Origin of the sequence: Nonomuraea sp. NPDC049607 (assembly GCF_040675375.1) — a bacterium.
GTDB lineage: Bacteria > Actinomycetota > Actinomycetes > Streptosporangiales > Streptosporangiaceae > Nonomuraea.
Genome location: NZ_JBFAOV010000019.1, coordinates 60,449 through 84,152 on the forward strand (window position 1 = coordinate 60,449; position 23,704 = coordinate 84,152).

Genomic DNA, 23,704 nt, shown 5'->3' on the forward strand with positions numbered 1-23,704 from the left:
CAGAGGGCGCCGGCCGTGCGGTGGCGCGGATCAGGGTGGTTCGATCCTGCGCGGCCGCACGGGTCATTGCGACATGACGCTCGCGTCCTCCGGGGGCAGCTCGGGGGGCGACGCGCGCAGCCAGCGGCAACCGTGCGGTCCCAGCGCGAGCTTGGCCGTGCCGTCGGCCGACACCTTGATCGTGCCGTCCACCAGCAGGTCCGTGAGGTCGCAGTGCTCCAGGCCGTCCAGCCGCAGCTCGACGTCCTTGGCCGTGTCGCACAGGTTGTGGGCGACCACGACCGTCGCGCCGTCGGCGTCGCAGCGGTGCGAGAAGATCGCGTCGTCGCCGGTGTCCAGCACGGTGTACTGCCCCCACGCCAGCTCCGGGCACTCGCGGTACCGCTCGATGAGGAGCTGGAACCAGCGCAGCAGCGAGTCGGTGTCCCGCTTCTGGTCGGCCACGTTGACCCGGTCGGGCGCGAAGGAGCCCTCCGGGATCTCGCGGACCGTGTCCTCCGTCTGGCTGAAGCCGCCGTCCTCGGACCACTGCATGGGGATGCGGACGGCCATCCGCCCCTCTTCGTCCAGGTTCTCCCCCATGCCGATCTCCTCGCCGTAGAAGACCACGGGAGTGCCGGGCAGGGAGAACAGCAGGCTGTAGGCCATCTTGATGCGCCGCAGGTCGCCGCCGAACATCGTGGGCAGCCGCCGTCGCAGCCCGCGGCCGAAGATCTGCATGTCCTTACGGGGGCCGAACGCCTCGAAGACCTCCTGGCGTTCGGCGTCGGTGAGCTTGTCGAGGGTCAGCTCGTCGTGGTTGCGGAGGAACATCGCCCATTGGCAGTCCTTGGGGGCCCGGGGGCGTTCGCGCAGGGCGTCCATCAGGGGGCGGGCGCTGTTGCGGGCGAAGGAGAGCCAGCTGCTCTGCATGCCGATGAAGTCGAAGCACATGGTGATCTGGTCACCGAGCCCTTCACCGAAGTACCGCAGTAACTCCTTGTAGGGCACGTTGACCTCGCCCAGCAGGATCGAGCCGCCCTTGCGCCTGGTCATGAAGGCCCGCAGGTCGGCCAGGAACTCGTGCGGGTCGGCCAGCTTGGGGCTGACGTTCTCGATGAGGAACGGCACCGCGTCCACGCGGAAGCCCGACAGCCCGAGCTCCATCCAGAAGCCGAGGATGCGGGTGATCTCGTCCCTGACCTCGGGGTTGCCGACGTTCAGGTCCGGCTGGTGACGGTAGAAGCTGTGCAGGTAGTACTGGCCGCTGCCCTTGTCGTACTGCCAGATCGAGTCCTCCTTGTCGGGGAAGACCACCTGCTTCGGGTCGTCCGGCTCGGGGGTGTCGGACCAGACGTACCAGTCGCGCATCGGCGAGTCCTTGCTCTTGCGCGACTCCTTGAACCATGGGTGCTGGTCCGAGGTGTGGTTGACGACCAGGTCCGCGATCACTCGCAGGCCCCGGTCGTTGGCCGTCCGCATGAACTCCACGAAGTCGCCCAAGGTCCCCAGCCGGGGGTCGATGCTGTAGAAGTCGGTGATGTCGTAGCCGTCGTCCCGGTTGGGGGTGGGGAAGAACGGCATCAACCAGAGACATGTCACGCCGAGGCCCGCGAGATAGTCGATCTGCTGGGTCAAGCCGCGGAAGTCGCCCACGCCGTCGCCGTTACCGTCCTTGAACGTCTCGACGTCCAGGCAGTACACGACGGCGTTCTTCCACCAGACGTCGGAGGTGTACGTCAGTCGCATGGCGGCCCTGCTACCCACCCGCCCAGAAGAAATGTCCCTTTGGTGGTCTCCGTCCGGTTCTGATCGCCTGACCTCGGGCGACGACGGCATGGCCAAACCCCGGCCTGCGCGCGGATCCTGTCTTCGAGCGGTTCCCGGCGCGCTTCGTCCGAGCCAATAGTTCGGTAGCCGAACTGATGTTAGACTGATCTTATGGCCAAGCCCGAGGAGCAGCTGGGAGTCGTCTCCGCCCTGGTGCGGTCGACCTTCCTGGTCAACGCCGTCTACGCCGAGTCCGCCCGCGAGTACGGCCTGACCTCGCAGCAGGGCCAGCTCCTGTGCGTGCTGATGGCCCAGCCGTACGGGATGAGCGAGCTGGGCTCGATGTTGCGCCTGGCCAAGTCCAGCCTCACCGAGCTGGTCGACCGCACCGCGCAGCGCGGCATGGTCCGCCGCGAGCCCAATCCCCGCGACCGTCGCGCGGTCCAGGTCACGCTGACCGAGCAGGGCGCCAAGCTCGCCGACGAGTTCTACACCGAGGCCTGCCGGCGCATCGACGAGCTCCCGTCGGGGCTCGACGAGAGCGAGCGCGCCACGCTCGCCGACCTGCTCTCCCGGCTGGTGCGGGACAACAACGCCCCTACGGTCTTCATCGAGCGCGCCGCCGAGGCCTCCTGACCTCCGGCCGGGGTCAGACCCCCGCCGTCGCCGGCTCCCCGGCGATCCCGAACAGCTCCGCGAACCGTCCGGTGAACAGGTCCCTGCCCTTGTAGTCGGCGACGGACTCGGCCGGCAGCACGATCGGCCCCTCGGGCGAGGGCAGCTGGCCGACGCCCCCCTCGGCCCCCAGCGGCAGCAGGACGAACGGCAGCGGCGAGGGCCGGTACACCGAGGAGGGCTGCTCGCCGCGCACCTGGGCGATGATGTTCGCCGCCACGACCTCGGCGTGCTGCATCGCGTTCCCGGCCATCTTGGCCTCGGCGAGGTCGGTGATGTCGCCGATCGCGTAGACGTGCTCGTGCCCCTCGACGTTGAGCCGTTCGGTCACCCGTACGTGGCCGCGGGGCGTGCGCGCGTCGCCGAGGTCCCCGCCGAGGTAGCCGGTCCGGACGCGCACGCCGTACGCGCGGAACCAGATGTCGGCCGACAGCTCCCCCGCCGTGGACCCGACGGTGAACGGCCCGGCGAGTCCGGGCTCGGCGGGCGGCTCGGCGTCCAGGGCGGTGCCGAGCAGCAGCTCCACCCCCAGCTCGTCGAGCTGCCTGCGCAGATCGGCGCGGACCGCCGGCTCGAACCCGGGCAGCAGCTCCGTCCCGTGGTCGACGATCGTGACCTGCTTGCCCGGCCACACGGCCTTGATCTCCCCGGCCAGTTCCAGCCCGACCGGCCCGGCCCCGGCGATCAGCACCCGGCCGGCCTCCGCCAGCTCGCCGTGGACGGCGCCGATGCGCTCCCGCGCCTGCCCGGCCAGGTCGTCGTCGAACTTGAACGGGAAGGGATACCCCGAACCGGTGGCCAGCACGAGATAGTCGGCCTCGACCCGCTCCCCGGACGCCAGCAGCACACCCCGTGAGTCCACCGAGACCGCCCGCTCCCGCACGATCCGGCCACGCCGCATCAACCCGTCATAGGGGAAGAACATCTTCTCGGCCCACTCGGGCCGGGCCAGCGCCCGCATGGCCGCGGCGTTCTGCACGAAGGCGTCCTTGGGCTCGACGAGGACGACGTCCGCGTGCTCGTCCAGCGCCTTGGCGGCCGCCGCGCCGCCGTAACCCCCGCCGATGATCGCCACAGTTCGGCTCATGGTGCACAACTCCCGTCGAGACAACGACTTGTTCGTGATACGAACCATAATAGTTCGCAACCCGAACTGCAACTCGCGAAAAGATCTCCGGGAGCGCGATGAGTTCCGGGAGCCTCGCCGGTATGTATCCGTGAACCGTCACGAACGATGAGGAGACAGTCATGACCGAGAACCGAGCGCACGACGTGGCCGCCATCAAGGCCGTGCTGGAGGACCTGTACCAGGCCTGGGCCGCCGGCGACGCGGACGCCTTCGTCAAGGACTACACCGAGGACGCCACCGCGATCATGCCCGGCAGCCGGCGCACGTCGAGGGAGGAGGTCCGCCGGAACATGGCGGAAGGCTTCGCGTCCTACCTCAAGGGCAGCACGACCGTCGACAGGCTGCAGAGCCTCCGCTTCCTGGGCGAGAGCGCCGCCATCGCGGTGAGCGAGACCGGCGTCAAGTTCCCGGGCGAGACCGAGGTCCCCGCCGAGCGCATGGTGCACGCGACCTGGGTGCTGGAGAAGCGGGACGGCGCCTGGCTGCTCGCGGCCTATCACAACAGTCCGGCTGTGGCGGCCGGCTGATCTACCCATAAGGTGCAGGGGGCGAGGAAAGGGGCGTGGGCGCGGTGACGCCAGGAGAAGAGGGCTTCGACCTCCGGATCGAACCGTTCCGGACGGAGCTGCTGGCGTACTGCTACCGGATGCTCGGCTCGGTCCACGACGCCGAGGACCTGGTCCAGGACACCTACCTGAGGGCGTGGCGGAGCCGGGACCAGTACGACGAGACGCGCAGCTCCCTGCGCACCTGGCTCTACCGGATCGCGACGAACGTCTGCCTGACCGCCCTGGAGGTGCGGGGGCGGCGGCCGCTGCCGTCGGGGCTGGTGGCGGCGTCCGAGCCGCTCGCGCCGTTCGTCCAGGGAGAGAACCTCGCCTGGCTCCAACCCCTGCCCGACTCGATGCTGGACGGGGGCGACCCGGCCGGCGCCGTGGTCGCGCGCAGCGGCCTGCGCCTGGCCTTCGCCGCCGCCCTGCAACACCTGTCGGCGCGGCAGCGCGGCGCGCTGATCCTGCGTGACGTGCTGAGCTTCTCCGCCTCGGAGGCGGCGGAGATCCTCGGCACCACCGTCGTGTCGGTGAACAGCTCCCTGCAGCGGGCGCGTGCCCGGGTGAAGGAGGCCGGGGTCCGGCGGGAACCGCTCGACGAGCCGCCCGCGGCCGAACAGCGCGGCTGGATCGACCGCTACATGAAGGCGTTCGAGCACGCCGACGTCGAGGGGCTCAAACGGCTGCTCACCGAGGACGTCATCATGGAGATGCCGCCGATGCTCAACTGGTTCGCCGGCCGCGTCAACTACGGCCTGTTCATGGAATGGGTCTTCCAGGCGGCCGGCACCGACTGGCGGCTGGAGGCGATCACGGCCAACGGCCAGCCCGGGTTCTGCGCCTTCCAGCGCGTCGGCGACCGGTACGAGCCCCACACCCTCCAGATCTTCACCGTCACCGCCGAGGGCATCAGCCGCAACTCGGTGTTCCAGGGCGCCGAGCTCTTTGCTCCCTTCGGCATGGCGGCCGGCTTCGACGCCACGCGATGACCACGGCCGGCGCGCAAATTTCTTCAAGACCGGGCGGGTGCGGGCGGCCGATGCTGGACGCGTGATCCTTTCCGCTCCTCCCCGGGCGACGGCCGTACGCCGTGGCCCGATGCTCGCCGTGCTGCTCACCGGCCAGGTCATGGCCTCCATGGACGGCTCGATCGTGTCGGTGTCCGCGCAGAGCATCAGCGAAGACCTCCACGCCGGCGGCACGGCGATCCAGCTCGTCGTGTCGGGCTATCTCCTGACCGTCGGCGTGCTCCTGGTGACCTGCGCGCGCATCGGTGACGTCGTCGGGCAGCGGCGGGCGTTCCTGCTCGGGCTGGGCTGGTTCACCGGTGCCTCGCTGCTGTGCGGGCTGGCCCCCGACGTGGGCGTACTGGTGCTCGCGCGCGTCGCGCAGGCCGTGGGGGCGGCGCTGCTCACCCCGCAGATCTTCTCCCTCATCCAGACGCACTGGGAGGGCGTGGCGCGCCGCAGGGCGATCGGCCTCTACAGCATGGTGCTCGCCCTGGGCGTCGCCTTGGGGCAGGTCGTCGGAGGGCTGGTCGTCAGCGCCGACCTCCTCGGCCTGTCCTGGCGGCCCGTCTTCCTGATCAACGTCCCGATCGGCGTGATCGCGCTGGCCGTGGGCCCGCGCCTGCTGCCGGCCTCCCCCGAGGACAGGCGGGCGCGCCTGGATCCGGGCGGCGTGGCGCTCCTGACCGCGGCCATGGCCGCGATCACCGTCCCGCTGATCTTCGGCCGCGACCTGGGCGGGCCCCTCTGGGTGTGGATCTCGCTGGCCTGCGGCGCCGCGCTGTCGGTGGCGTTCGTCCGTCATGAGACCAGGGCGCGCCATCCGCTGCTGGACCTGGCCTCGGTACGGCCGAGCGGGGTCAAGCCGGGGCTGGCCGCCTGCTGGACCGTCATGGGCTGCTACACCGTCTTCCTGCTCACCCTCACTCTCCATCTCCAGACCGCGCTGGGGTACTCGCCGTTGCAGGCGGGGCTGGCCTTCGTCCCGTACGCCCTGGGCTTCGGCGCGCTCAGCCTGAGCTGGACCCGCTATCCGCCGGGGTTGCGGCGCGTCCTGCCGATCGTAGGTCCGATCGCCTTCGCGGCCGGAGCGGGCCTGCTGGTGCTCCTGTGCCGTGACCAGTGGCGGCCGGTGGTGGCCGTACCGCTGCTGCTCCTGGCCGGGGCCGGGCACGCCGCCGGGTACAGCCCGCTGATCGCCCGCATCACCATGCTGGTCGAGCCCCGGCTGGCCTCGGCGATCTCGGCCCTGAACGCCACCGGGCCCGTGCTCGCCGGGGTGACCGCCGTCGCCGGGCTCGGCAGCGTGTACTTCGCCGCGCCCTCCTCGTCCGACGGTCTCCTGCGGGTCGTCGTCGCGGTCATCGTCCTGCTGGCGGGCGGGGCCCTGTGCGCCCTGCGGGTGGTCCTGAACGGCCGGAGCGCGGACTCCCCCGCGACGCCCTGAGCGTTCAGAGGAGGGTGCCGCCGCTCACGTCGAACCTGGCCAGCGCCTCGTCGATCCTGGCCAGGGTGTCGGCGTGCAGGGTGAGGTCGGCCGCGGCCAGGTTCTCCCGGATGTGGGCCGGGGTGCGGCTGCCCGGGATCGCCACCACGTGCTCGTCCTGGTGCAGCAGCCACGACAGGGCCAGTTGGGCGGGGGTGATGCCGAGGCTGGTGGCCAGGGCGCGGATCGGGGCGTACCGGTCGTTGTTGCCGGCCAGGTTGTCGGCCGAGAACCGGGGTGCGTTGTGGCGGAAGTCGCCTTCGTCCAGCCGCTGGACCGTGCCGGTCAGGAACCCGTTGCCCAGGGGGCTCCAGGCCACCAGGCCGACGCCGAGCTCGCGGGCCGCGGCCAGGAGAGCGGGCTCCACCGGCCGCCACATCGACCACTCGTTCTGCACGGCCGTCACCGGATGGACGGCGTGCGCGGCCCTCAGCTGCTCCGCCGTCACGTTCGACAGGCCGATGTGCCTGATCAGGCCGTCGCGCACCAGGTCCGCCATCGCGCCGGCCGTCTCCTCCACCGGGACGCCGGGGTCCGGGTAGTGCAGGTAGTAGAGGTCGATCACGTCGGTGTCCAGGTTGCGCAGGCTGCGTTCGGCGTAGCGGCGGACCAGGCGCGGGTCGGCGTTCACGCGGAGCTCGTTGAACGCGTACCCGACCGGGTGCGGGCGGCTCGGCTCGCCGTCCGGGATCGTCAGGCCGAACTTGGTGGCCACCACGACCTCGTCCCGGTTCCGTCCCTTGAGGGCGCGGCCGACCAGGCGTTCGTTGTGACCGTCCACCCCGTAGGCGTCGCTGGTGTCGATGTGGGTGGCCCCGGCGTCCAGGGCCGCCCGCAACGCCGTCGCGGCCCGGGTGTCGTCGATGTCGCCGTACACGCCGGGCGAGAGCACCATCGCGCCGAAACCGAGCGGGGGGACCTGCAGTGTTCCGAGTTCACGTGTCTTCATGACGGAGATCGTGCCGCCGGAGGGCGCGCGGCGTCCAAGACCCTTTGCTATAACCAGCGGTTATGGACGTACATCTGCGGGAGCTGCGCTACTTCGTCGCGGTGGCCGAGGAACTGAACGTGACGCGCGCCGCCGAGCGGCTCTTCGTCTCGCAGCCCGCCCTGTCCAAGCAGCTCAGGGTGCTGGAGCGGCAGCTCGGCTTCGCGCTGCTCGAACGGGTGCACAGCGGCGTCACGCTGACCCGCGAGGGCGAGGCGCTGCTGCCGGTGGCCCGCGACCTGCTCGGACGCTGGGCCGCCGGGGTGGAGACGGCACGCGCCGCCGCCCCCGCCGGGACGCTGGTCATCGGGATGCAGACGGCCGTCGGCCGCGGGTTGCAGCAGGAGGCGCTGCGGCTGTTCCGGCAGGCCCGGCCGGGATGGGAGGTCTCGCTCCGGCTCGTGGGCTGGGACGATCCGAGCGGCGGCCTGGCCGACGGCTCCTCCGACGTGGCGTTCATCTGGCTGCCGGTGCCGCCGGGGCTGGAGACGCACGTGCTGGTCACCGAGGAGCGTGGGGTGGCGATGCCGGCCGGGCACCGGCTGGCGGGGATGACCGAGGTCCCGTTCGCCGAGCTGCGGGACGAGCCGTTCATCGCGCTGCCCGCCGCCGCCGGCCCGCTGCGCGACTTCTGGCTCGCCCGCGACGCGCGGGACGACGACCCGGTCGTCGGCGTCACCGCGAACACGCCCGAGGAGGTGTTCGAGGCGGTGATCAGCGGCCTGGGCGTCGTCCTCGTGGCCGAGGGGAACGCGGCGCTGTACAAGCGTCCTGGCATGGTCTACCGCCCGGTGACCGGCCTCTCGCCGGGCCGGCTCGCCATCGCCTGGCGCCGCCAGGACGTCCGCCCCCACGTCACCGCCTTCGTCGACGCCCTGAAACAGGCCGCCACCACGGTCTGACCCGAGAACCGCTCAAGGGGCGAGCGAACGCCGGTAACGCACCTCGGCGAGGACGAACCCCCGGCTGCCGTCGACCTTGGCCACCTCGTCCCCAGCTCTCCGGCGTCAGGTAGATCGTGGCGACCTCGGCGACCGACTCGCCGTCCTCGTCCTCGGCCCGGGTCGCCTTACGGATGCGCATCCGTACGTGCTTCCCCTTCGAGCGACGCCGAATTCATCGGCCTGTTTCGGGAAGTCGCCACTAAGGTCTGACCCGACGCACCGGTAACACAGGAAAGGCACCCCCTATGAACGACCATGCCATCACCTTCGACCTGATCGACGCCGACAAGGACGGCCGCATCTCCGCCATCGAGCTCGTCCGCCTGATGGAGGTGCTCGGCCAGCCCGTCACCCTGGAGGCCGCCCAGGCAGGCGTGCGGAAGCTGGACAAGGACGGCGACGGCCTCATCGACGTGGACGAGTTCGGCGCGTTCCTGCAGAAATGACCGAGCCGACCCCTTGCTAGGCGAACTCCTGCCGCCCGCCCCCCGTACGCGGGCGGGCGGGCGGAACCGGGCGGTTTTCCGTCAGGCGGTGTGCAGGTACACCTGGCCGAAGACCTCGGACAGGTTCTTGATGTCGGTGGCGACGTCGGTCTCGGGGCTGCTGTAGTCGTAGACGGTGGCCAGCCTCGGGCGGACGGTGCCGAGCTTCTTGAGCTGGTCCCAGGTGGCGTTCGCCGCCCACTTCTCGCCGTACACGCGGTTGACCTGGCCCTGCGCGTCCTGCCAGCGGCTCCACAGGACGACCGTCTCGGCGGCGTCGGCCTGGAGCGGGGCGGCGATGCGGTCGGTGATGGCCTGGGTGGCCTGCTCGGCGGTGAGCTTGGAGGTCCCGGCCGCGGTGAACCCGGCGTCCTCGGCGGCGATCTGGGCGTAGGCGTCCCAGGCGCGGGCGCGGACCTGGATCCACTGGTTGCGCTGGGCCTCGTTGGCGTCGATCTTCCAGGTGGCGTACTCGGTGGCCATGTGGCCGGTGTCCAGGGTCAGCTGGTCGATCTGGCCGCCGGACAGCCAGGCGCCGATGCGGGCCGGGTCGAGCAGCGGGTACTTCTTGGTCATCTCGGCCTTGCAGGCGTCGTTGGCGCCACAGCCGAACAGCGGCACCACCGTGTGCGCCGCGAGCTTCTTGCCGGGCACGAGGTTGCGCAGCGCGGTCGTGGTCTCGGTGACGAACTTGTCCAGCTCCTCCGCCGTGGCGAAGGTCTGGTTGTAGCCGAGCTGCGAGGTGAACCTGATCCCGACGACCCCCGGCTGCGCGGCCAGGGCGGCGACCTTCTTGGTGGCCTCCGCCAGCTTGCCGGCCTTGTAGTCGTCGGCCAGCTCGGTCTCGATCCAGGTTCGCAGGCCGGCGCCGACCGCGCTCTTCACGGCCTGGCCCGCCGGGCTCTCGGCGGCGGCGGTCTTCGCGGCGGCCGAGATCTCGTCGGGGTCGACGTAGCACTTCTGGCCGTCCTGGCAGTCGTCGGGCGTGCCGCCGTCCTCGGCGCCGTCGACGTCCGGGGAGCCGACGTCGTGCATCTCGCCGTCGCCCTCGGAGTCGGTCGCGCACTCGTTGCCCGGCTCGGTGCAGTCGACCACGATCTCGCGCATCGGGCCGGAGTCGATCATGTTCTTGCCGTCGTTGTCCAGCCAGAACCGGGCGATGTCGGCGGCCTCGTCGGGAGTGGCCAGCCAGCGGCAGACGACGTACGCCGGGGTGTCGGCGGACATCAGGTCGTTGCAGCCCCGTGGATCGTCCTCCGACCAGGCGGGAACACCGACGCCGAGCAACGACAGGGCCAGTCCGATGACGAAGATCTTCCGCAGTCGCATGGCGCCTTTACTCCCATGTGGGGGTGATCGTGGGCAGATAGCACAATATCTGGACGATCAACAACGTTCAATGAGATCCACCCCGATTCCCCACAGCCAGCAAGCCCCTCGGTCGAGCCGGCCACCGGCGACTCCCCACGACCGTCACGCCGAATATTCGGACGACAGCACCCACGCAAGGACGGCAGAATAGTTCGGCTTTGACCGTTTTTGAGGGGACCGGCCCAGTGCACAGCTACCTCCGCGACCTCGGGCTGCTCCGCGACCGCAAGTTCGCCCTGTTGTTGTCCGCGCGGACCATCTCCATGCTCGGCAGCGCCTTCGCGCCCGTGGCGCTCGCCTTCGGCATCCTCGAACTGCCCGGCGCGAACGCCACGACGTTGTCGGTGGTGCTCACCGCCGAGTCACTGCCCATGATCGTGTTCATGCTGCTCGGCGGGGTGATCGCGGACCGGCTGCCGCGGCAGCGGGTGATGATGGTCGGCGAGCTGCTCATGGCGCTGGGCTATTTCGCGCTGGCGGCGATGCTGCTGACCGGCTGGGCGCCGCTGCCCGTGATGAGCGTCGCGGCGGCCGCCTGCGGCGTGGGCACGGCGATCATGTTCCCGGCGCTGACCGGCATCATCCCCGAGGTCGTGCCCGCCGAGCGGCTGCAGGCCGGCAACGCGCTGCTCGGCCTCGGCGCGAACGCCTCGCGCGTGGCCGGGGTGGTGCTGAGCGGCGGCACGGTGCTGCTGTTCGGCGGCGGCTGGGCCCTGCTGGTCAGTGGCGCGATGTTCGCGCTGGCCGGCGTGCTGATCGCGCTGCTGCGCCCGACCCCCGCCGAGCGCGCGGCGGCGGAGCGGCACTCGGTGCTGGCCGACCTGCGCCACGGGTGGCGGGAGTTCAGCTCGCGGCAGTGGATCTGGGTGGTGGTCGCCCAGTTCTCGGTGCTGGTGATGGCGATCCAGGCCGGGCACGGCGTGCTCGGGCCGCTGCTGGCCAAGGAGACTCTGGGCGGGCCGGCGGCCTGGACGGCGTTCCTCGCGGGCGAGGCCGTCGGGACGATCGCCGGGGTGCTGGTGTCGTTGCGGCTGCGCCCGCGCCGGCCGATCCTGCTCGGCACGCTGTTGTGCCTGCCGACCGCGCTGCCGTACGTGCTGCTCGGGCTCGACGCGCCGCTGTGGGCGATCGTGGCGGGGGCGTTCGTGCTGGGTGTGTGCTTCGACGTCTTCGGCGTGCTGTGGCAGACGACGATGCAGCGTGAGATCCCGGCCGAGTCGTTGTCGCGGGTCAGCTCGTACGACGCGCTCGGGTCACTGATGTTCGGGCCGATCGGGCTGATGCTGGCCGCGCCGGCGGCGGTGGCCTTCGGCACCGAGGGGGCGCTGCTCGGCTGCGCCGCCCTCGTCGTGCTGTCCACGCTCGCCGCGCTGGCCGCGCCGGGGGTGCGCAACCTGCGCGCCCCCGAGCCGGAGCCGGTCTCACCGTGAGCGGAACCAGACGTTGGCCCTCGGCTGGAACATCAGCGTGACGGCCCCGAGCACGGCCGTCAGGTGCAGCACGCGGCTGATCGTGAAGAGCCAGGCGACCGTGTCGGCCCCCGCGGCGGCCTCGGCGATCGAGCCGCCGTGCAACAGCCACTGGACGGGCCCCACGACCAGCGACAACGTGCCGAACACGCCGAGCCCGACGGCCAAGGTGAGCCTGGCCCAGTTCTGACCCCGGCGCATCCGCAGCGCCAGGACGACCGCGGCGACGAAGACGACCACCCGGAGCCCGGCGCCGGGCAGCAGGTCCACGACGCCGGACGTGCCCTCGTACAACTCCCTGCCGACGGCGAGCACGGTCTCGAACGCCCCCGCCGCCACGGCCGACAGCCACAGCAGCGTGGCGGCGTGCACGACGGGCGGCGGCTGGGGGGTACCGGGCTGGGCGGTCTGCGAGGCGAGGGCGGTGGTCATGGCGGGCTCCCTGTGTTCGTCGGTTACAGGGGAAGTCTGCGCCGTGCGCCCGCGCGGATCACGCCCGTCGTCCCCCGAATCCCGGTGGGGCGGGCCCTACCCCGAGGTCACCGCTCGTCCGCAGGCCACGGGCCGCCGCGCGCTCGTGCCCGAGCCCGAAACGCGGTTCGGGGACGCGTTCGCCGTCCAGGATCGCGGCCACGTACGCGGCCAGGGCCGGGGCGTGCTTGAACCCGTGCCCGGAGTCGCCGCCGAGCAGCCACACGCCGGGCGAGTCCTCGGCGATGATCCATTCGGCGTCGGGGGTGAGCGCGTACTGGCAGACCTGGCTGAACAGCACCGGCGCGTCCGCCAGCGACGGGAACCTGCGCCGCAGGTAGCCGCGGGCCTGCTCGACCGCGGACGGGTCCACCACCCGGTCGCCCTCCTCCGGCTCGTACGGCTCCCCCTCGGCGTCGGAGGTGGCCTTCATGCCGACCCCGTCCACGTCGCCGTGCCCGTAGGCCGAGGAGCCGTAGTCCACCCAGGCGGGCGTCTCGGGGGTCGACCAGGCGGCGGGCGCGGCGAAGTGCACCGTGTCCTGCCTGGTCACCGTGACCGGGACGGCGAACAGGCCCGGCAGCCAGGCCCCGCACGCCCAGACGACCCGGTCGGCCCGCCGGATCTCGCCGTCCACCTCGACCGCGCTCAGCCCCGGCACGGGCGCCGCCTTGGCCCTGACCAGCCGTACCCCGGCCGCCACGGCCAGCCGGGCGGTCACCTGGGTGGCCCGCCGCGCCCTGAGCACGCCCGCGTGCGGCTCCCACAGCAGGAAGCTCAGGTCGTCGCCGCGGTAGTCGGGGAAGAACCGCCGTCCGTCGGCCGGATCGAGCACCTCAGCAGGTATATCCAGATTTTTCAGCACTTGGGCGCTGGCGTGCTCCCACCCGTCCGGCCGGGCCGCGAACCACACCATGCCCGACTCCAGGAACAGCTCCTCGCCGGCCCGCTCGCCCAGCCGCCGCCAGCCCTCCCGCGCCTCCCAGGCCAGCCGCGCGTACCAGTCGTCGGTGCCGTGGGCGCAGCGCAGGAGCCGCGTCTCACCCGCGCTGGCCTGCCGGACGTGTCCGGGCTTGTGCTGTTCGACCAGAGTCACCTGCCAGCCGGTTTCGGCCAGCCGCAACGCCAGCGACGACCCCCATATACCGGCTCCGACCACAATGACCGATTTCATGGAACCACCGTGACCTCAGGACCGCGCCCGCGCAAGGGCTCAGACGATGATCAACCGGACCACGACGCCCGCGCAGTTGCCCGCCACGCAGACGCGCACCGGGACCTCGGAGATGCCGGCCGCCTGGGGCACGCCGCCCACGTGCCCGTCGGGGCCGATCGTCACGCCGGCGGGCAGCTTGGCGTGGTCGGTCACGCTGAAGGTCGGGATCACGCCCTGGGGGCCGCCGTTGATGCCGATCTCGCCGCCGAGCGCGACGCCTGTCCGGCCGGGGAAGGTCAGCTCGCGCGGCTCCCATGGAACGTTCCCGAGCACGACGAGAGTGACGAGCTGCTCCTCGCACGGCTGCCCGGCGCAGAGCCCGACCGGGGCGATGAACGTGCCCACGCGTGAGGGCGTGCCGTACAGCCGCCCGCTCGCGTCGACCCTGACCCCCACGGCGACGTAGCCGGGGCGGAAGGCCACCCCCTTGGCGACCGGCAGCAGCCACTGGCTCACCGTGATGCCCTGGGTGAGGTAGAAGGTGTCCTCCACCAGCCGCTCGCTCGCCCGGTCGGGCGGGTCGATCAGGGTCTCCCTCGCCATGTGCGCGATCGGCGTCGTGAGCGACGGGACGGCGGGCGGCAGGGCGCAGAGAGCCAGCCCGGCAACCAGGAACAGCCACCTCTGCCGCATCTTCCCCCCCGACGCTTCTCGTCCTACGTACCCCCTCGCCGCGCTCTTTCACTGCTCTTCCACCGTCGCCCGCCACTCCATAATCGAAGTCATGGCCGCCGAATCCGCCCAGACGCTCGAACGCGGGCTGCGCCTGCTGCGACTTCTCGCCGACGGGAAGGGCGGGCGCACCCCCACGGAGCTGAGCACCGAGCTGTCGCTGAGCCGGCCGGTGGTCTACCGGCTGCTGACGACGCTGCTGAACGAGGGGTTCGTCCGCCGCGACGCCGAGGGGCGGGTGCACCTCGGGTTCGGGGTGCTGGTGCTGGCCCAGGCCGTGCAGCCGTTGCTGCGGGCGGCGGCGGTGCCGACGCTGCGCCGGCTGGCCGAGGAGGTGGGGGCGACCGCCCACCTGACCGTGGCCGAGGGCGACGACGGGCTGGCGGTGGCGGTGGTGGAGCCGTCCTGGACCGACATGCACGTGGCCTACCGGGAGGGGTCGCGTCATCCGCTGGCGAAAGGCGCGGCGGGCCGGGCGATCCTGGCCCTGCGCGAGGGCCGGGACGAATACCTCGTGACGGAGGGGCAGTTGCAGGAGGGGGCGCGGGGCATCGCCGCCCCCGTGACCGGACTGCCGTGGCTGGAGGCCTCGGTGGGGGTGGTGACGTTCGGCCCGCTGGAGGAGGGGACGGGGCCGCGCGTGGTGGCGGCGGCCGCCGAGCTGGCCGCCGCGCTGGGTTGACATCTCCACACCGATGGCGGACGGTAGTCACACATAGAGGACACATGCGTCCGGTAATCGGACAACATGGAGGGCGGATGCCGTACTACCGCGTCGTTGGGGAAGTGCCACGTAAGCGGCACACGCAGTTCAGGCGGCCGGACGGCGGCCTCTACGCCGAGGAGCTGATGGGCGAGGAGGGTTTCTCGTCCGACTCCTCGCTGCTCTACCACCGCTACCTGCCCACCGCGATCATCAAGGCCGAGGCGGTCACGCCCACGTCGGCGACGCGGTTGGAGCCCAACCTGCCGCTCTCCCCGCGCCATTTCCGCACCCAGGAGCTGGCCGGCGCCGGTGACCTGGTCGACGGCCGCATCCTGCTCGCCGGCAACGCCGACGTCCGGTTGTCGTACGCCACCAGCGACCAGCCGAGCGAGCTGTACCGCAACTCCATGGGCGACGAGTGCGTCTACGTGCAGCGCGGCTCGGTCCGCTTCGAGTCCACGTACGGCGTCATCGAGGCCGGCGAGGGCGACTACGTCATCATCCCGACCGGCACGATCCACCGCTGGGTCCCCGACGGCCAGGTCAACGTGCTGGCCATCGAGGCGTCCGGGCACATCAGGCCGCCCAAGCGCTACCTGTCCCAGTACGGGCAGTTCCTGGAGCACGCGCCGTACTGCGAGCGCGACCTGCGCGCCCCTTCGCAGACCCTGCTCGTCGAGGGCGAGGAGGTGCCCGTCCTGGTCCGCACGCGGGGCGGCCTGACCAGGCTCGTCTACCGCAACCACCCCTTCGACGTGGTCGGCTGGGACGGCTACCTCTATCCGTACGCCTTCAACATCGACGACTTCGAGCCGATCGTGAAGAAGACGCACGCGCCGCCGCCGGTGCACCAGACGTTCGAGGGGCCCGGGTTCGTGGTCTGCTCGTTCTGCCCGCGGCCGCTCGACTACCACCCCGAGGCCATCCCGATCCCGTACAACCACCACAACGTGGACTCCGACGAGTTCATGTTCTACGTGGGTGGCGACTACACCGCGCGCAAGGGCTCGGGCATCGACGTCGGCTCGGTCTCGCTGCACCCGGCCGGGTTCACGCACGGCCCGCAGCCCGGCGCGGTCGAGGCGGTGATCGACGCGGTCGCCCGCGGCGTCACCACGACGAGCGAGATGGCCGTGATGGTCGACACCTTCCGCCCGCTCGACCTCGGGCAGGGCGCACTGTCCTGTGAGGACCCCGGCTACGCATGGACCTGGGCACGATGACTCTCTACACCGAACTGGTCGACGACGCGGGCCTGTTCCCGCCGACCTCCCTGCACATGGACGAGGCGCTGACCCGCAACCAGCGCGACCTGGAGCGCGGCGACGACGTGCTCACCCACCGCTTCCTCTGCCCGGCCAGCCGGCTCGACCGGCTGCGCGGGCACGCCTACCGGCCGCGGCGCATCGGGATGATCGTGGACACGCCGGAGGTCCCCGAGTTCGGCGACCTGCCGGTTGACTTCGTGGAGATCCCGCTCGGGGCCGACGAGTCCGTCGCCGGCCTGGCCCGGCGGCTCGGCCTCCCCGCGCACGTACGGCTGTTCGTCGAGGTCCCGCCGGACAAGAAGGTCACCGGCGTGCCCGACGGGGTGGGCCTGAAGGTGCGCTGCGGCGGGCTGAAGGCCGAGGCGTTCCCGCCGGTCGAGCACCTCGCGGCGTTCATCCGGTCCTGCGTGGACGCCGACGTCCCGTTCAAGGCCACGGCCGGGCTGCACCACGCGGTGCGGCACTTCGACCCGGCGCTCGGCGTCGACCGGCACGGCTTCCTCAACCTGCTGCTGGCCGTCTGCGAGGCTGTGGAAGGGCGCGACCCCGCACCCGTGCTGCGCACCACCGACGTCGGCCACCTCGTCCGGCTGGCCGGGGCCGTGACGGAGGAGACCGCCAAGCGGGCGCGGCGGCTGCTGGTCAGCTACGGCTCCTGCAGCACCGGCACGCCCATCGAGGACCTGCGGACGCTAGGAGTGATCCAGTGAGCTGGGGAGTGGACAACCTGCCCTACGGCGTGTTCTCCCGCCGGGGCGAACCGCCGAGAGTGGGCGTCAGGTACGGCGACAAGGTGCTCGACCTGGCCGCGGCGCTGCACGACGAGGTGTTCGCCGCCCCCTCGCTCAACCCGTTCATGGCCCGGGGCCGCTCGGCCTGGCACGACACCAGGGCCCTCATCCAGAACAAGCTGACCGGCGACTCCTCGGTCACCGAGGGCCACCTGATCCCGCTCGACCAGGTGCGGATGCATCTGCCGTTCGAGGTGGCCGACTACGTCGACTTCTACTGCTCGCTCGACCACGCGAGCAACATCGGCCGCATCTTCCGTCCCGACGCCGAGCCGTTGCTGCCCAACTGGCGGCACCTGCCCGTCGGCTACCACGGCAGGGCGGGCACGGTCGTGGTGTCGGGCACGCCGGTCCGGCGGCCGCAGGGCCAGCTCAGGGCCGGGGTCTACGGGCCGTGCGCCAAGCTCGACATCGAGGCCGAGCTGGGGTTCGTGGTCGGCGTGCCGTCCGAGCTGGGCTCCCCGGCGGGGGCGTTCGAGGACCATGTGTTCGGGGTGACGCTGGTCAACGACTGGAGCGCGCGCGACATCCAGGCGTGGGAGTACGTGCCGCTCGGCCCGTTCCTGGGCAAGTCGTTCGCGACCTCGGTCTCGCCGTGGGTCACGCCGCTGGAGGCGCTGCCCAGGATCCCCGGCCGCGCCCAGGACCCGGAGCCACTCGACTACCTGCGCAGGCAGGGCGACTGGGGGCTGGACATCGCCGTCGAGGTCCTGCTCAACGGCGACGTGATCTCGCGGCCGCCGTACCCGAGCATGTACTGGACGCCCGACCAGATGCTCGCCCACATGACCGTGAACGGCGCCTCCCTGCGCACCGGTGACCTGTTCGCCAGCGGCACGATCTCCGGCCCCGAACGCGACCAGCGCGGCTCGCTCATGGAGCTGACCTGGAACGGCGCCGACCCGATCAAACTGTCCGGCGGCGACACCCGCACCTTCCTCCAGGACGGCGACACGGTGACGATCCGGGCCACCGCCGGCGACCTGACATTGGGCGAGGTGTCCGGAACCATCGGATAAGTAACTCAGGGTGCTTCGACCGTCGCTCACCGCTAACCTGGGAGCTCCCCTTCCCTCGGAAAGCCCTCGGAGAGTGACGTGCGGCGTGCCGCGATCCTGTGTGTCGGCTTCCTCCTGGCCTGCTGCGGCTGCGGTCCCGTCTCGGAGTCCGCGGCCGCGCCCGCGGTCGTGCACGTCTTCCCCGCCCTCGACTCCAAGCGGGCCCGTCCCGACAAGGGCCTGGTCATCACGGCCCGGGGCGGCCGGCTGACCCAGGTCCTGGTCTACGAGGGAGGCGAGCACGTCCCGGGCCGGCTCGACGCCTCGCACACCACGTGGCGCTCCGACTGGACGCTCAAGCCCGCGACCGAGTACACGGTGACCGCCACGGCCGCGGGCGAGAACGGCCCGTCCACCGTCTCCATGGGCCGCTTCCGCACCCGCGCCGCCGAGCACACGTTCGGGGTGGCCGCCACCGCGCCGCTGCCCGGCGAGACCGTCGGCGTCGGCATGCCGGTCGTCATCGACTTCGACACCCCGATCCAGGACAAGGCGGCCGTCGAGCGCTCCCTTGAGGTCACGACGAAGACCCCGGCCGAGGGCGCCTGGCGATGGACCAGCGACACCCAGGTGGTCTACCGCACCCGCCGGTTCTGGGCCTCCGGGCAGCAGGTGATGGTCAGCGCCCACCTGGCCGGCGTGCACCCCGCGCCGGGCGTCTACGGCACCCTCGACTCCACCTTCGCCTTCACCGTGGGCCGCAGGCAGACCAGCACGGTCGACACCCGCACTCACCAGATGGTCGTGCGCCGCGACGGCAAGGTGGTGCAGCAGATGGCCATCAGCGCGGGCATGGCCACCACCCGCGAATACACCACGACCAGCGGCATGCACCTGACCATGGACAAGGGAAACCCGGTCCGCATGATCTCCCCCGGCCGTTCCAAGGGCGACCCCGGCTACTACGACCTGCTGATCGAGCACGCCGTGCGCATCTCCAACAGCGGCGAGTACGTGCACGCGAAGGACAATGTCTGGGCCCAGGGAAAGGAAAACGTCAGCCACGGCTGCATCAACGCGCGTCCCGACCAGGCGTCCTGGTTCTACGCCGGTTCGCTGCGCGGCGACCCCGTCCTGATCACCGGCACGGCCCGCGAGCTGGAATGGGACAACGGGTGGGGTTTCTGGCAACTTCCGTGGGACAAATGGCTCCAGGGAAGCGCGTTGCCCGCGCCGCCGTCCAGCAGGTGACGGGTGCCTGCGGACGAATGGGGGATTACGGTGGTAAGGGGGAACCAGTCACACACACAGGCCCGTTATAGGTTCAGGAGGGCCGGAGCATGGATGAATGGGTCATCTGGATAATCCTCGCAGTCGTCCTCGGTGTGGCCGAACTGTTCACTCTCACGGCGGCGCTGGGTCTCCTGGGCGTGGCCGCTCTCCTGACCGCCCTGACCGCCGCCGTCGGGCTGCCCGTCCCGCTGCAGATCCTCGTGTTCGCCCTGTCGTCGGCGGCCGGGATGGTGGTCATCCGGCCGCTCGCCGTCCGCCACCTCCAGCAGCCGCCGTTGCAGCGGTTCGGCGTTGAGGCCCTCGTCGGCAAGCCCGCGTACGTGGTCGCCGAGGTCACCGGCCGCGACGGGCGGGTCCGCATCGGGGGTGAGGAGTGGTCCGCGCGCGCATATGACGAGACCCTGGTGATCCCCACCGGGGCCACCGTCGACATCATCGAGATCGAGGGCGCCACAGCCCTCGTGTATCCACGGGAGTGAGCACATGGACCCGTTGCTGATAGCCGGACTGCTGATCATCCTTTTCGCCGCGTTCACCGTGCTCAAAGCCGTGCGGATCGTGCCGCAGGCGCGGGCGCGCAACGTGGAGCGGCTCGGCCGCTACCACCGCACGCTCAAGCCGGGCCTCAACTTCGTCATCCCGTACGTCGACCGCGTCTATCCGATGATCGACCTGCGCGAGCAGGTGGTGACGTTCCGTCCCCAGCCGGTCATCACCGAGGACAACCTGGTCGTCGAGATCGACAACGTCCTGTACTTCCAGGTCACCGACCCCCGGGCGGCGGCGTACGAGATCGCCAACTACATCACGGCCATAGAGCAGCTCACCGTCACGACCATGCGGAACGTGATCGGCTCGATGGACCTGGAGAAGACGCTCACCTCGCGCGACACCATCAACAGCCAGCTGCGCGGCGTGCTCGACGAGGCCACCGGCAAGTGGGGCATCCGCGTCAACCGTGTCGAGGTCAAGGCCATCGACCCGCCCAAGACCATCAAGGACGCGATGGAGAAGCAGATGCGGGCCGAGCGCGACAAGCGGGCCGCGATCCTCAACGCCGAGGGCGCGCGACAGTCGCAGATCCTCACGGCCGAGGGTGACAAGCAGAGCCGCATCCTGCGGGCCGAGGGCCAGCGTTCGGCCGCCATCCTGGAGGCCGAGGGCCAGTCGCGCGCCATCGACCAGGTCTTCCAGGCCGTCCACCGCAACGACCCCGACCCCAAGCTGCTGGCCTACCAGTACCTTCAGGTGCTGCCGCAGCTCGCCCAGGGCAACGGCAACACGTTCTGGGTCATCCCGAGCGAGGTCACCTCGGCGTTGCAGGGCGTCTCGAAGGCGTTCACCGAGGCGCTGCCGAAGTCGGCCGCCACCCGCGAGGATCAGCCCCGGCCGTCGGAAGAGCTGGACAAGGAGATCGCGGCGGCCACGGAGGCGGCGGCCGAGGCGGTCGCCGACGCGCAGCAGGCCGAGAGCCCCAAGGGGCCGCGCCAGATCGCCCAGGCCGTGAACGAGCCGTCCCCGTTCGCCGACCTGGACCGCGAGCGCGAGAGCGCCCCCAAGGAGAGCGACCGCTGACGTCCGCCGGGGCCCGCGCGGCCCCGGCGTCGCTCAGCGCTGGCCGTTGTCGAAGTAGGCGGCCAGCTCCGGGTCCAGCGGCGGCACGTCGTACGGCATGCCGCCGTCGCGCAGCGACATCGTGGCCATGTAGCCGGCCGCCACGCTCATCCTGGCCGCCACGGGTGAGGTGTCGGTCGCTCCGCCTTCCCTGACGAACCGGCAGAACTCGGCCAGGATCTGCGGGTCGGCCCCGCCGTGTGTGCCCTTCGCGGCCGGCACCTGGTAGGCGATGTCGCAGTCGTCCCGGTAGGAGGTGGGGCCGGTGTTCCACACCTTGACCGTGTCCCCCGGGCCGTCGCCGAAGTTCTCCAGGCGGCCCTCGGTGCCGATGACGGTGTAGTTGCGCACGTAGTCGGGGCTGAAGTGGCACTGCTGGTAGGCGGCGATGACGCCGTTGTCCAGGCGCATGTTCATCACCGACACGTCCTCGACGTCCACCACGTGGTGCAGGTCCCGCCGCTCGGTGGGCGGCCAGTCGAAGTCCCGCAGCCAGCCCTCCGGCCGGGGCGTCCCGGGCTCGCGGCGCGGCAGGTCGCCGTAGACCATCAGGTCGCCCAGGGCGTTCACGCGGGTGGTGTAGCCGCCGGCCAGCCAGTGGATCACGTCGAGGTCGTGCGCCGCCTTCTGCAGCAGCAGGCCCGTGGTACGGGTGCGGTCGGCGTGCCAGTCCTTGAAGTAGTAGTCGCCGCCGTAGGACACGAAGTGGCGTACCCACACGGTCTTGGGCTCGCCGATCACACCCTTGCCGATGATGTCGCGCATCAGCCGCACCACGCCCATGTGGCGCATGTTGTGCCCCACGTACAGGCGGGTGCCGGTCTCGCGGGCGACCCTCAGGATGTTGTCGCAGCCTTCGACGGTGATCGCCATCGGCTTCTCCAGGTAGACGGCCTTGCCGGCCTGGAGGGCGTCGATCGCGATGCGCTCGTGCGTGTCGTCGGGGGTGTTGACGATGATCGCGTCGAGGTCCGGCCGGTCGAGCAGCTCGCGGTACTCCCCGGTCAGGAACTCCGCCTCGAACCGCTCCGACTTCGTCTTGAGCACTGCCGGGTCGGAGTCGCACAGCGCCGCCACGACCGAGCCCTCGCCGGGCCGGTGCGCGGCCAGAGCGAGGCTCGTCCGCAGCCCGAGCCCGATGACTCCGATGCGCAGGTCTTCCACAAGTGTCCTTTCAAACGGTAGAACGGTCAGCCCTTGGCGATGGAGGCCTCGTACTCGGCCCGCATCGCCTCGCCGCCCCTGCCCAGCCACTTCTTGACGAAGGCCGGCCAGTCCGACATCGACTTACGGCCGGTCACGATGTCGTCGACCATGTCCTTGCCCATGGTGCTCAGCTCACCGTTCTTCTGCGTGTAGGTGTCGGAGAAGTGGCCGGTGGTGACGCGCTCCTGAAGCATAGGCGCGATCTTGGTCTCGAAGTCGTGGATGAGCTTGGTGCGCTCGGGCTGGCCGGGCAGGAACAGCGCGGACGGCGAGCCGATCACGAACGAGAGCGGCTGCTGCGTGGTGGGCACCTCGGCCGCGCCCTTGTCGGTGAAGGCGAGGTCCCCGTCCTTCTTGGTGAAGTGGGTGCCCTCGACGCCGAAGTTGACGCGCTCGTACTCCTCCGTGCCGAACGGGGCGGCCAGGTAGTTGAGCACGCCGAGCAGGGTCTCGATGCGCTTGGGGTCCACCTTCTTGCTGATCGAGGTGAAGCCCACCGAGCCGAGGCCGGCGTTGTAGACCGGCTTGGACGACGGCGTGGCCGCGAAGGGCACGATCGCGCCCAGGTTGTACTTCTGGGTCTTGGCGTCGTTGAGGAAGCCGGGGAACGACTCGACGTACGCGCCGATCTGGCCGTTGGCGACCTTGTCCTTGATGGTGGCCAGGGCGGGGTCGGGCCAGAACAGGTTGGCCTTGAAGCACTTGACCGCGAGCTCCAGGGCCGCCTGGTACTCGGGCGTCTCGAACTGGTGGGTCAGCTTGCCGCCGGCCAGCTTCCAGGTGTTGGGGGCGCCGTACCAGTGGCTGAACATGTGCACGTGGTTGTAGTAGCTCGGTTCGAGCGGGTACTTGTTCTTCTTCACGTCCAGCAGCTGCTTGGCCTTGGCCAGGAAGTCGTCGGCGCCGCTGAAGGCCGTGCCGCCGACCGGCTCCCAGTAGTCGGTGTTGACCAGGAACACCTGCCCGAACCGGCTGTAGGCCACCGCCACGCCGTACAGCTTCCCGTCCGTGACCGCGGACTTCCAGGTCACGTCGCCCAGGTTGGCCAGGTTCGGATACTTCTTGATCGCGTCGCCGCTCAGGTACGACGTCAGGTCGTGGAACTTGGCCGCCAGCAGCTCGGGCACCCGCTGCAGACCCTGGTTCGGCGGGAACCAGACCAGGTCGGGCAGGTCGTCGCTGGCGATGATGGCGTTGAACTTGTCGGGGTAGCCGTCGCCCACCACGATGTTCATGCTCCACTCGGAGCCCAGGGCCTTGCCCAGCTCCTGGAGGTAGGTGTTCTGGCCGGGCGCGGGCGGCGCGACGTCCCACGTCTGGGTGAGCGAGGTGATCTTCTGGCCGTCGCCGGGCGCGGCCGCGACGGACTTGACCAGCTCGCTCGGGTACTTCAGGTACGCCGGGTCCTGGCCCGCGTCGATCGGCAGGTCGGGCGTGGGGATCTTGGCGGCGGTGTACGTCGGCAGCGTCAGCTTCTTGGACAGATCGGCGCCGCCCTGCTTCACACCCGCGGGGCCGCCCTCGCCTCCGCAGGCCGCGAGCCCGGCTACCGTGGCGCCGGCGAGCGCGAGTCCGAGGAATCCACGACGGGACATGATGGATGACATGGTTGCTC

General features: G+C 70.8%; 23 protein-coding genes. 14 read left to right on the top strand and 9 right to left on the bottom strand.

Going from position 1 to position 23,704, the window contains the following annotated elements; genetic code table 11:
- Positions 1-63: 63 nt before the first annotated feature.
- Positions 64-1,728 carry an alpha-amylase family protein gene (locus AB0J97_RS31460; protein ID WP_364095289.1) on the bottom strand — a complete coding sequence of 555 codons (1,665 nt, stop codon included), beginning with the start codon at positions 1,726-1,728 and terminating at the stop codon, positions 64-66.
- 192 nt (positions 1,729-1,920) lie between these two features.
- Between AB0J97_RS31460 and AB0J97_RS31465 the strand changes: the two genes are divergently transcribed.
- On the top strand, positions 1,921-2,385 hold the full coding sequence (locus AB0J97_RS31465; RefSeq protein ID WP_364095294.1) for a MarR family transcriptional regulator: 465 nt from the start codon (positions 1,921-1,923) through the stop codon (positions 2,383-2,385).
- 13 nt (positions 2,386-2,398) lie between these two features.
- On the opposite strand, the gene AB0J97_RS31470 is transcribed toward AB0J97_RS31465, so the two are convergent.
- Positions 2,399-3,511 (bottom strand): FAD-dependent oxidoreductase, encoded by a 1,113-nt coding sequence (locus AB0J97_RS31470; RefSeq protein WP_364095299.1) that lies wholly within the window; start codon positions 3,509-3,511, stop codon positions 2,399-2,401.
- A gap of 161 nt (positions 3,512-3,672) precedes the next feature.
- Between AB0J97_RS31470 and AB0J97_RS31475 the strand changes: the two genes are divergently transcribed.
- The 3 genes from AB0J97_RS31475 to AB0J97_RS31485 all read left to right on the top strand — a co-directional run bounded on the left by AB0J97_RS31475 (position 3,673) and on the right by AB0J97_RS31485 (position 6,558).
- Positions 3,673-4,080, top strand: a complete 408-nt coding sequence (locus tag AB0J97_RS31475) for an SgcJ/EcaC family oxidoreductase (RefSeq protein WP_364095302.1) — start codon at positions 3,673-3,675, stop codon at positions 4,078-4,080.
- 35 nt (positions 4,081-4,115) lie between these two features.
- The gene (locus tag AB0J97_RS31480; protein ID WP_357696505.1) at positions 4,116-5,093 is read left to right on the top strand and encodes a sigma-70 family RNA polymerase sigma factor; all 978 of its coding nucleotides are present in this window, start codon (positions 4,116-4,118) and stop codon (positions 5,091-5,093) included.
- Positions 5,094-5,154: 61 nt separating this feature from the next.
- Positions 5,155-6,558 carry an MFS transporter gene (locus AB0J97_RS31485; protein ID WP_364095306.1) on the top strand — a complete coding sequence of 468 codons (1,404 nt, stop codon included), beginning with the start codon at positions 5,155-5,157 and terminating at the stop codon, positions 6,556-6,558.
- Positions 6,559-6,562: 4 nt separating this feature from the next.
- On the opposite strand, the gene AB0J97_RS31490 is transcribed toward AB0J97_RS31485, so the two are convergent.
- Positions 6,563-7,546 carry an aldo/keto reductase gene (locus AB0J97_RS31490; protein WP_364095309.1) on the bottom strand — a complete coding sequence of 328 codons (984 nt, stop codon included), beginning with the start codon at positions 7,544-7,546 and terminating at the stop codon, positions 6,563-6,565.
- Between the two features lie 62 nt (positions 7,547-7,608).
- Between AB0J97_RS31490 and AB0J97_RS31495 the strand changes: the two genes are divergently transcribed.
- Together AB0J97_RS31495 and AB0J97_RS31500 are read left to right on the top strand one after the other, a co-directional pair.
- Entirely contained in the window at positions 7,609-8,487 is an 879-nt protein-coding gene (locus AB0J97_RS31495; protein WP_364095312.1) for a LysR family transcriptional regulator, read from the top strand.
- 287 nt (positions 8,488-8,774) lie between these two features.
- Positions 8,775-8,975, top strand: a complete 201-nt coding sequence (locus AB0J97_RS31500; RefSeq protein ID WP_364095315.1) for an EF-hand domain-containing protein — start codon at positions 8,775-8,777, stop codon at positions 8,973-8,975.
- Positions 8,976-9,056: 81 nt separating this feature from the next.
- Here the strand turns inward: AB0J97_RS31500 and AB0J97_RS31505 are convergent, their stop codons facing one another.
- Positions 9,057-10,343 (bottom strand): hypothetical protein, encoded by a 1,287-nt coding sequence (locus tag AB0J97_RS31505; protein WP_364095318.1) that lies wholly within the window; start codon positions 10,341-10,343, stop codon positions 9,057-9,059.
- Positions 10,344-10,570: 227 nt separating this feature from the next.
- On the opposite strand from AB0J97_RS31505, the gene AB0J97_RS31510 reads away from it, so the two are divergent.
- On the top strand, positions 10,571-11,815 hold the full coding sequence (locus tag AB0J97_RS31510) for an MFS transporter (RefSeq protein ID WP_364095321.1): 1,245 nt from the start codon (positions 10,571-10,573) through the stop codon (positions 11,813-11,815).
- On the opposite strand, the gene AB0J97_RS31515 is transcribed toward AB0J97_RS31510, so the two are convergent.
- The 3 genes from AB0J97_RS31515 to AB0J97_RS31525 are packed head-to-tail and all read right to left on the bottom strand — an operon-like array spanning position 11,807 to position 14,174.
- Complete coding sequence (locus AB0J97_RS31515) at positions 11,807-12,286, bottom strand: hypothetical protein (protein WP_364095324.1); 480 nt, start codon at positions 12,284-12,286, stop codon at positions 11,807-11,809. The two genes, AB0J97_RS31510 and AB0J97_RS31515, sit on opposite strands and share 9 nt — an antisense overlap.
- 58 nt (positions 12,287-12,344) lie before the next feature.
- Complete coding sequence (locus tag AB0J97_RS31520) at positions 12,345-13,499, bottom strand: FAD-dependent oxidoreductase (protein ID WP_364095327.1); 1,155 nt, start codon at positions 13,497-13,499, stop codon at positions 12,345-12,347.
- Positions 13,500-13,538: 39 nt separating this feature from the next.
- Complete coding sequence (locus AB0J97_RS31525; protein ID WP_364095330.1) at positions 13,539-14,174, bottom strand: hypothetical protein; 636 nt, start codon at positions 14,172-14,174, stop codon at positions 13,539-13,541.
- Positions 14,175-14,265: 91 nt separating this feature from the next.
- Between AB0J97_RS31525 and AB0J97_RS31530 the strand changes: the two genes are divergently transcribed.
- From AB0J97_RS31530 to AB0J97_RS31560, 7 genes are all read left to right on the top strand, one after another.
- On the top strand, positions 14,266-14,895 hold the full coding sequence (locus tag AB0J97_RS31530) for a helix-turn-helix domain-containing protein (RefSeq protein ID WP_357696527.1): 630 nt from the start codon (positions 14,266-14,268) through the stop codon (positions 14,893-14,895).
- Between the two features lie 77 nt (positions 14,896-14,972).
- Positions 14,973-16,142 carry a homogentisate 1,2-dioxygenase domain-containing protein gene (locus AB0J97_RS31535; RefSeq protein ID WP_357696529.1) on the top strand — a complete coding sequence of 390 codons (1,170 nt, stop codon included), beginning with the start codon at positions 14,973-14,975 and terminating at the stop codon, positions 16,140-16,142.
- Entirely contained in the window at positions 16,124-16,897 is a 774-nt protein-coding gene (locus tag AB0J97_RS31540) for a hypothetical protein (protein WP_364095334.1), read from the top strand. The genes AB0J97_RS31535 and AB0J97_RS31540 overlap by 19 nt, the downstream gene beginning before the upstream one ends.
- Positions 16,894-17,997 (top strand): fumarylacetoacetase, encoded by a 1,104-nt coding sequence (fahA, locus tag AB0J97_RS31545; protein WP_364095337.1) that lies wholly within the window; start codon positions 16,894-16,896, stop codon positions 17,995-17,997. Before AB0J97_RS31540 ends, fahA begins: the two co-directional genes overlap by 4 nt.
- A 78-nt stretch (positions 17,998-18,075) precedes the next feature.
- Entirely contained in the window at positions 18,076-19,227 is a 1,152-nt protein-coding gene (locus AB0J97_RS31550; protein ID WP_364095339.1) for an Ig-like domain-containing protein, read from the top strand.
- An 89-nt stretch (positions 19,228-19,316) separates the two neighbouring features.
- A complete protein-coding gene (locus AB0J97_RS31555) occupies positions 19,317-19,748 on the top strand; it encodes an NfeD family protein (protein WP_364095342.1) in 432 nt (143 codons plus the stop codon).
- 4 nt (positions 19,749-19,752) lie between these two features.
- Entirely contained in the window at positions 19,753-20,844 is a 1,092-nt protein-coding gene (locus tag AB0J97_RS31560) for an SPFH domain-containing protein (RefSeq protein ID WP_364095345.1), read from the top strand.
- Positions 20,845-20,877: 33 nt separating this feature from the next.
- On the opposite strand, the gene AB0J97_RS31565 is transcribed toward AB0J97_RS31560, so the two are convergent.
- Both AB0J97_RS31565 and AB0J97_RS31570 read right to left on the bottom strand, forming a co-directional pair.
- Positions 20,878-22,047 (bottom strand): Gfo/Idh/MocA family oxidoreductase, encoded by a 1,170-nt coding sequence (locus AB0J97_RS31565; protein WP_357696541.1) that lies wholly within the window; start codon positions 22,045-22,047, stop codon positions 20,878-20,880.
- Positions 22,048-22,073: 26 nt separating this feature from the next.
- Positions 22,074-23,684, bottom strand: a complete 1,611-nt coding sequence (locus AB0J97_RS31570; RefSeq protein ID WP_364095349.1) for a hypothetical protein — start codon at positions 23,682-23,684, stop codon at positions 22,074-22,076.
- Between the last annotated feature and the right edge of the window lie 20 nt (positions 23,685-23,704).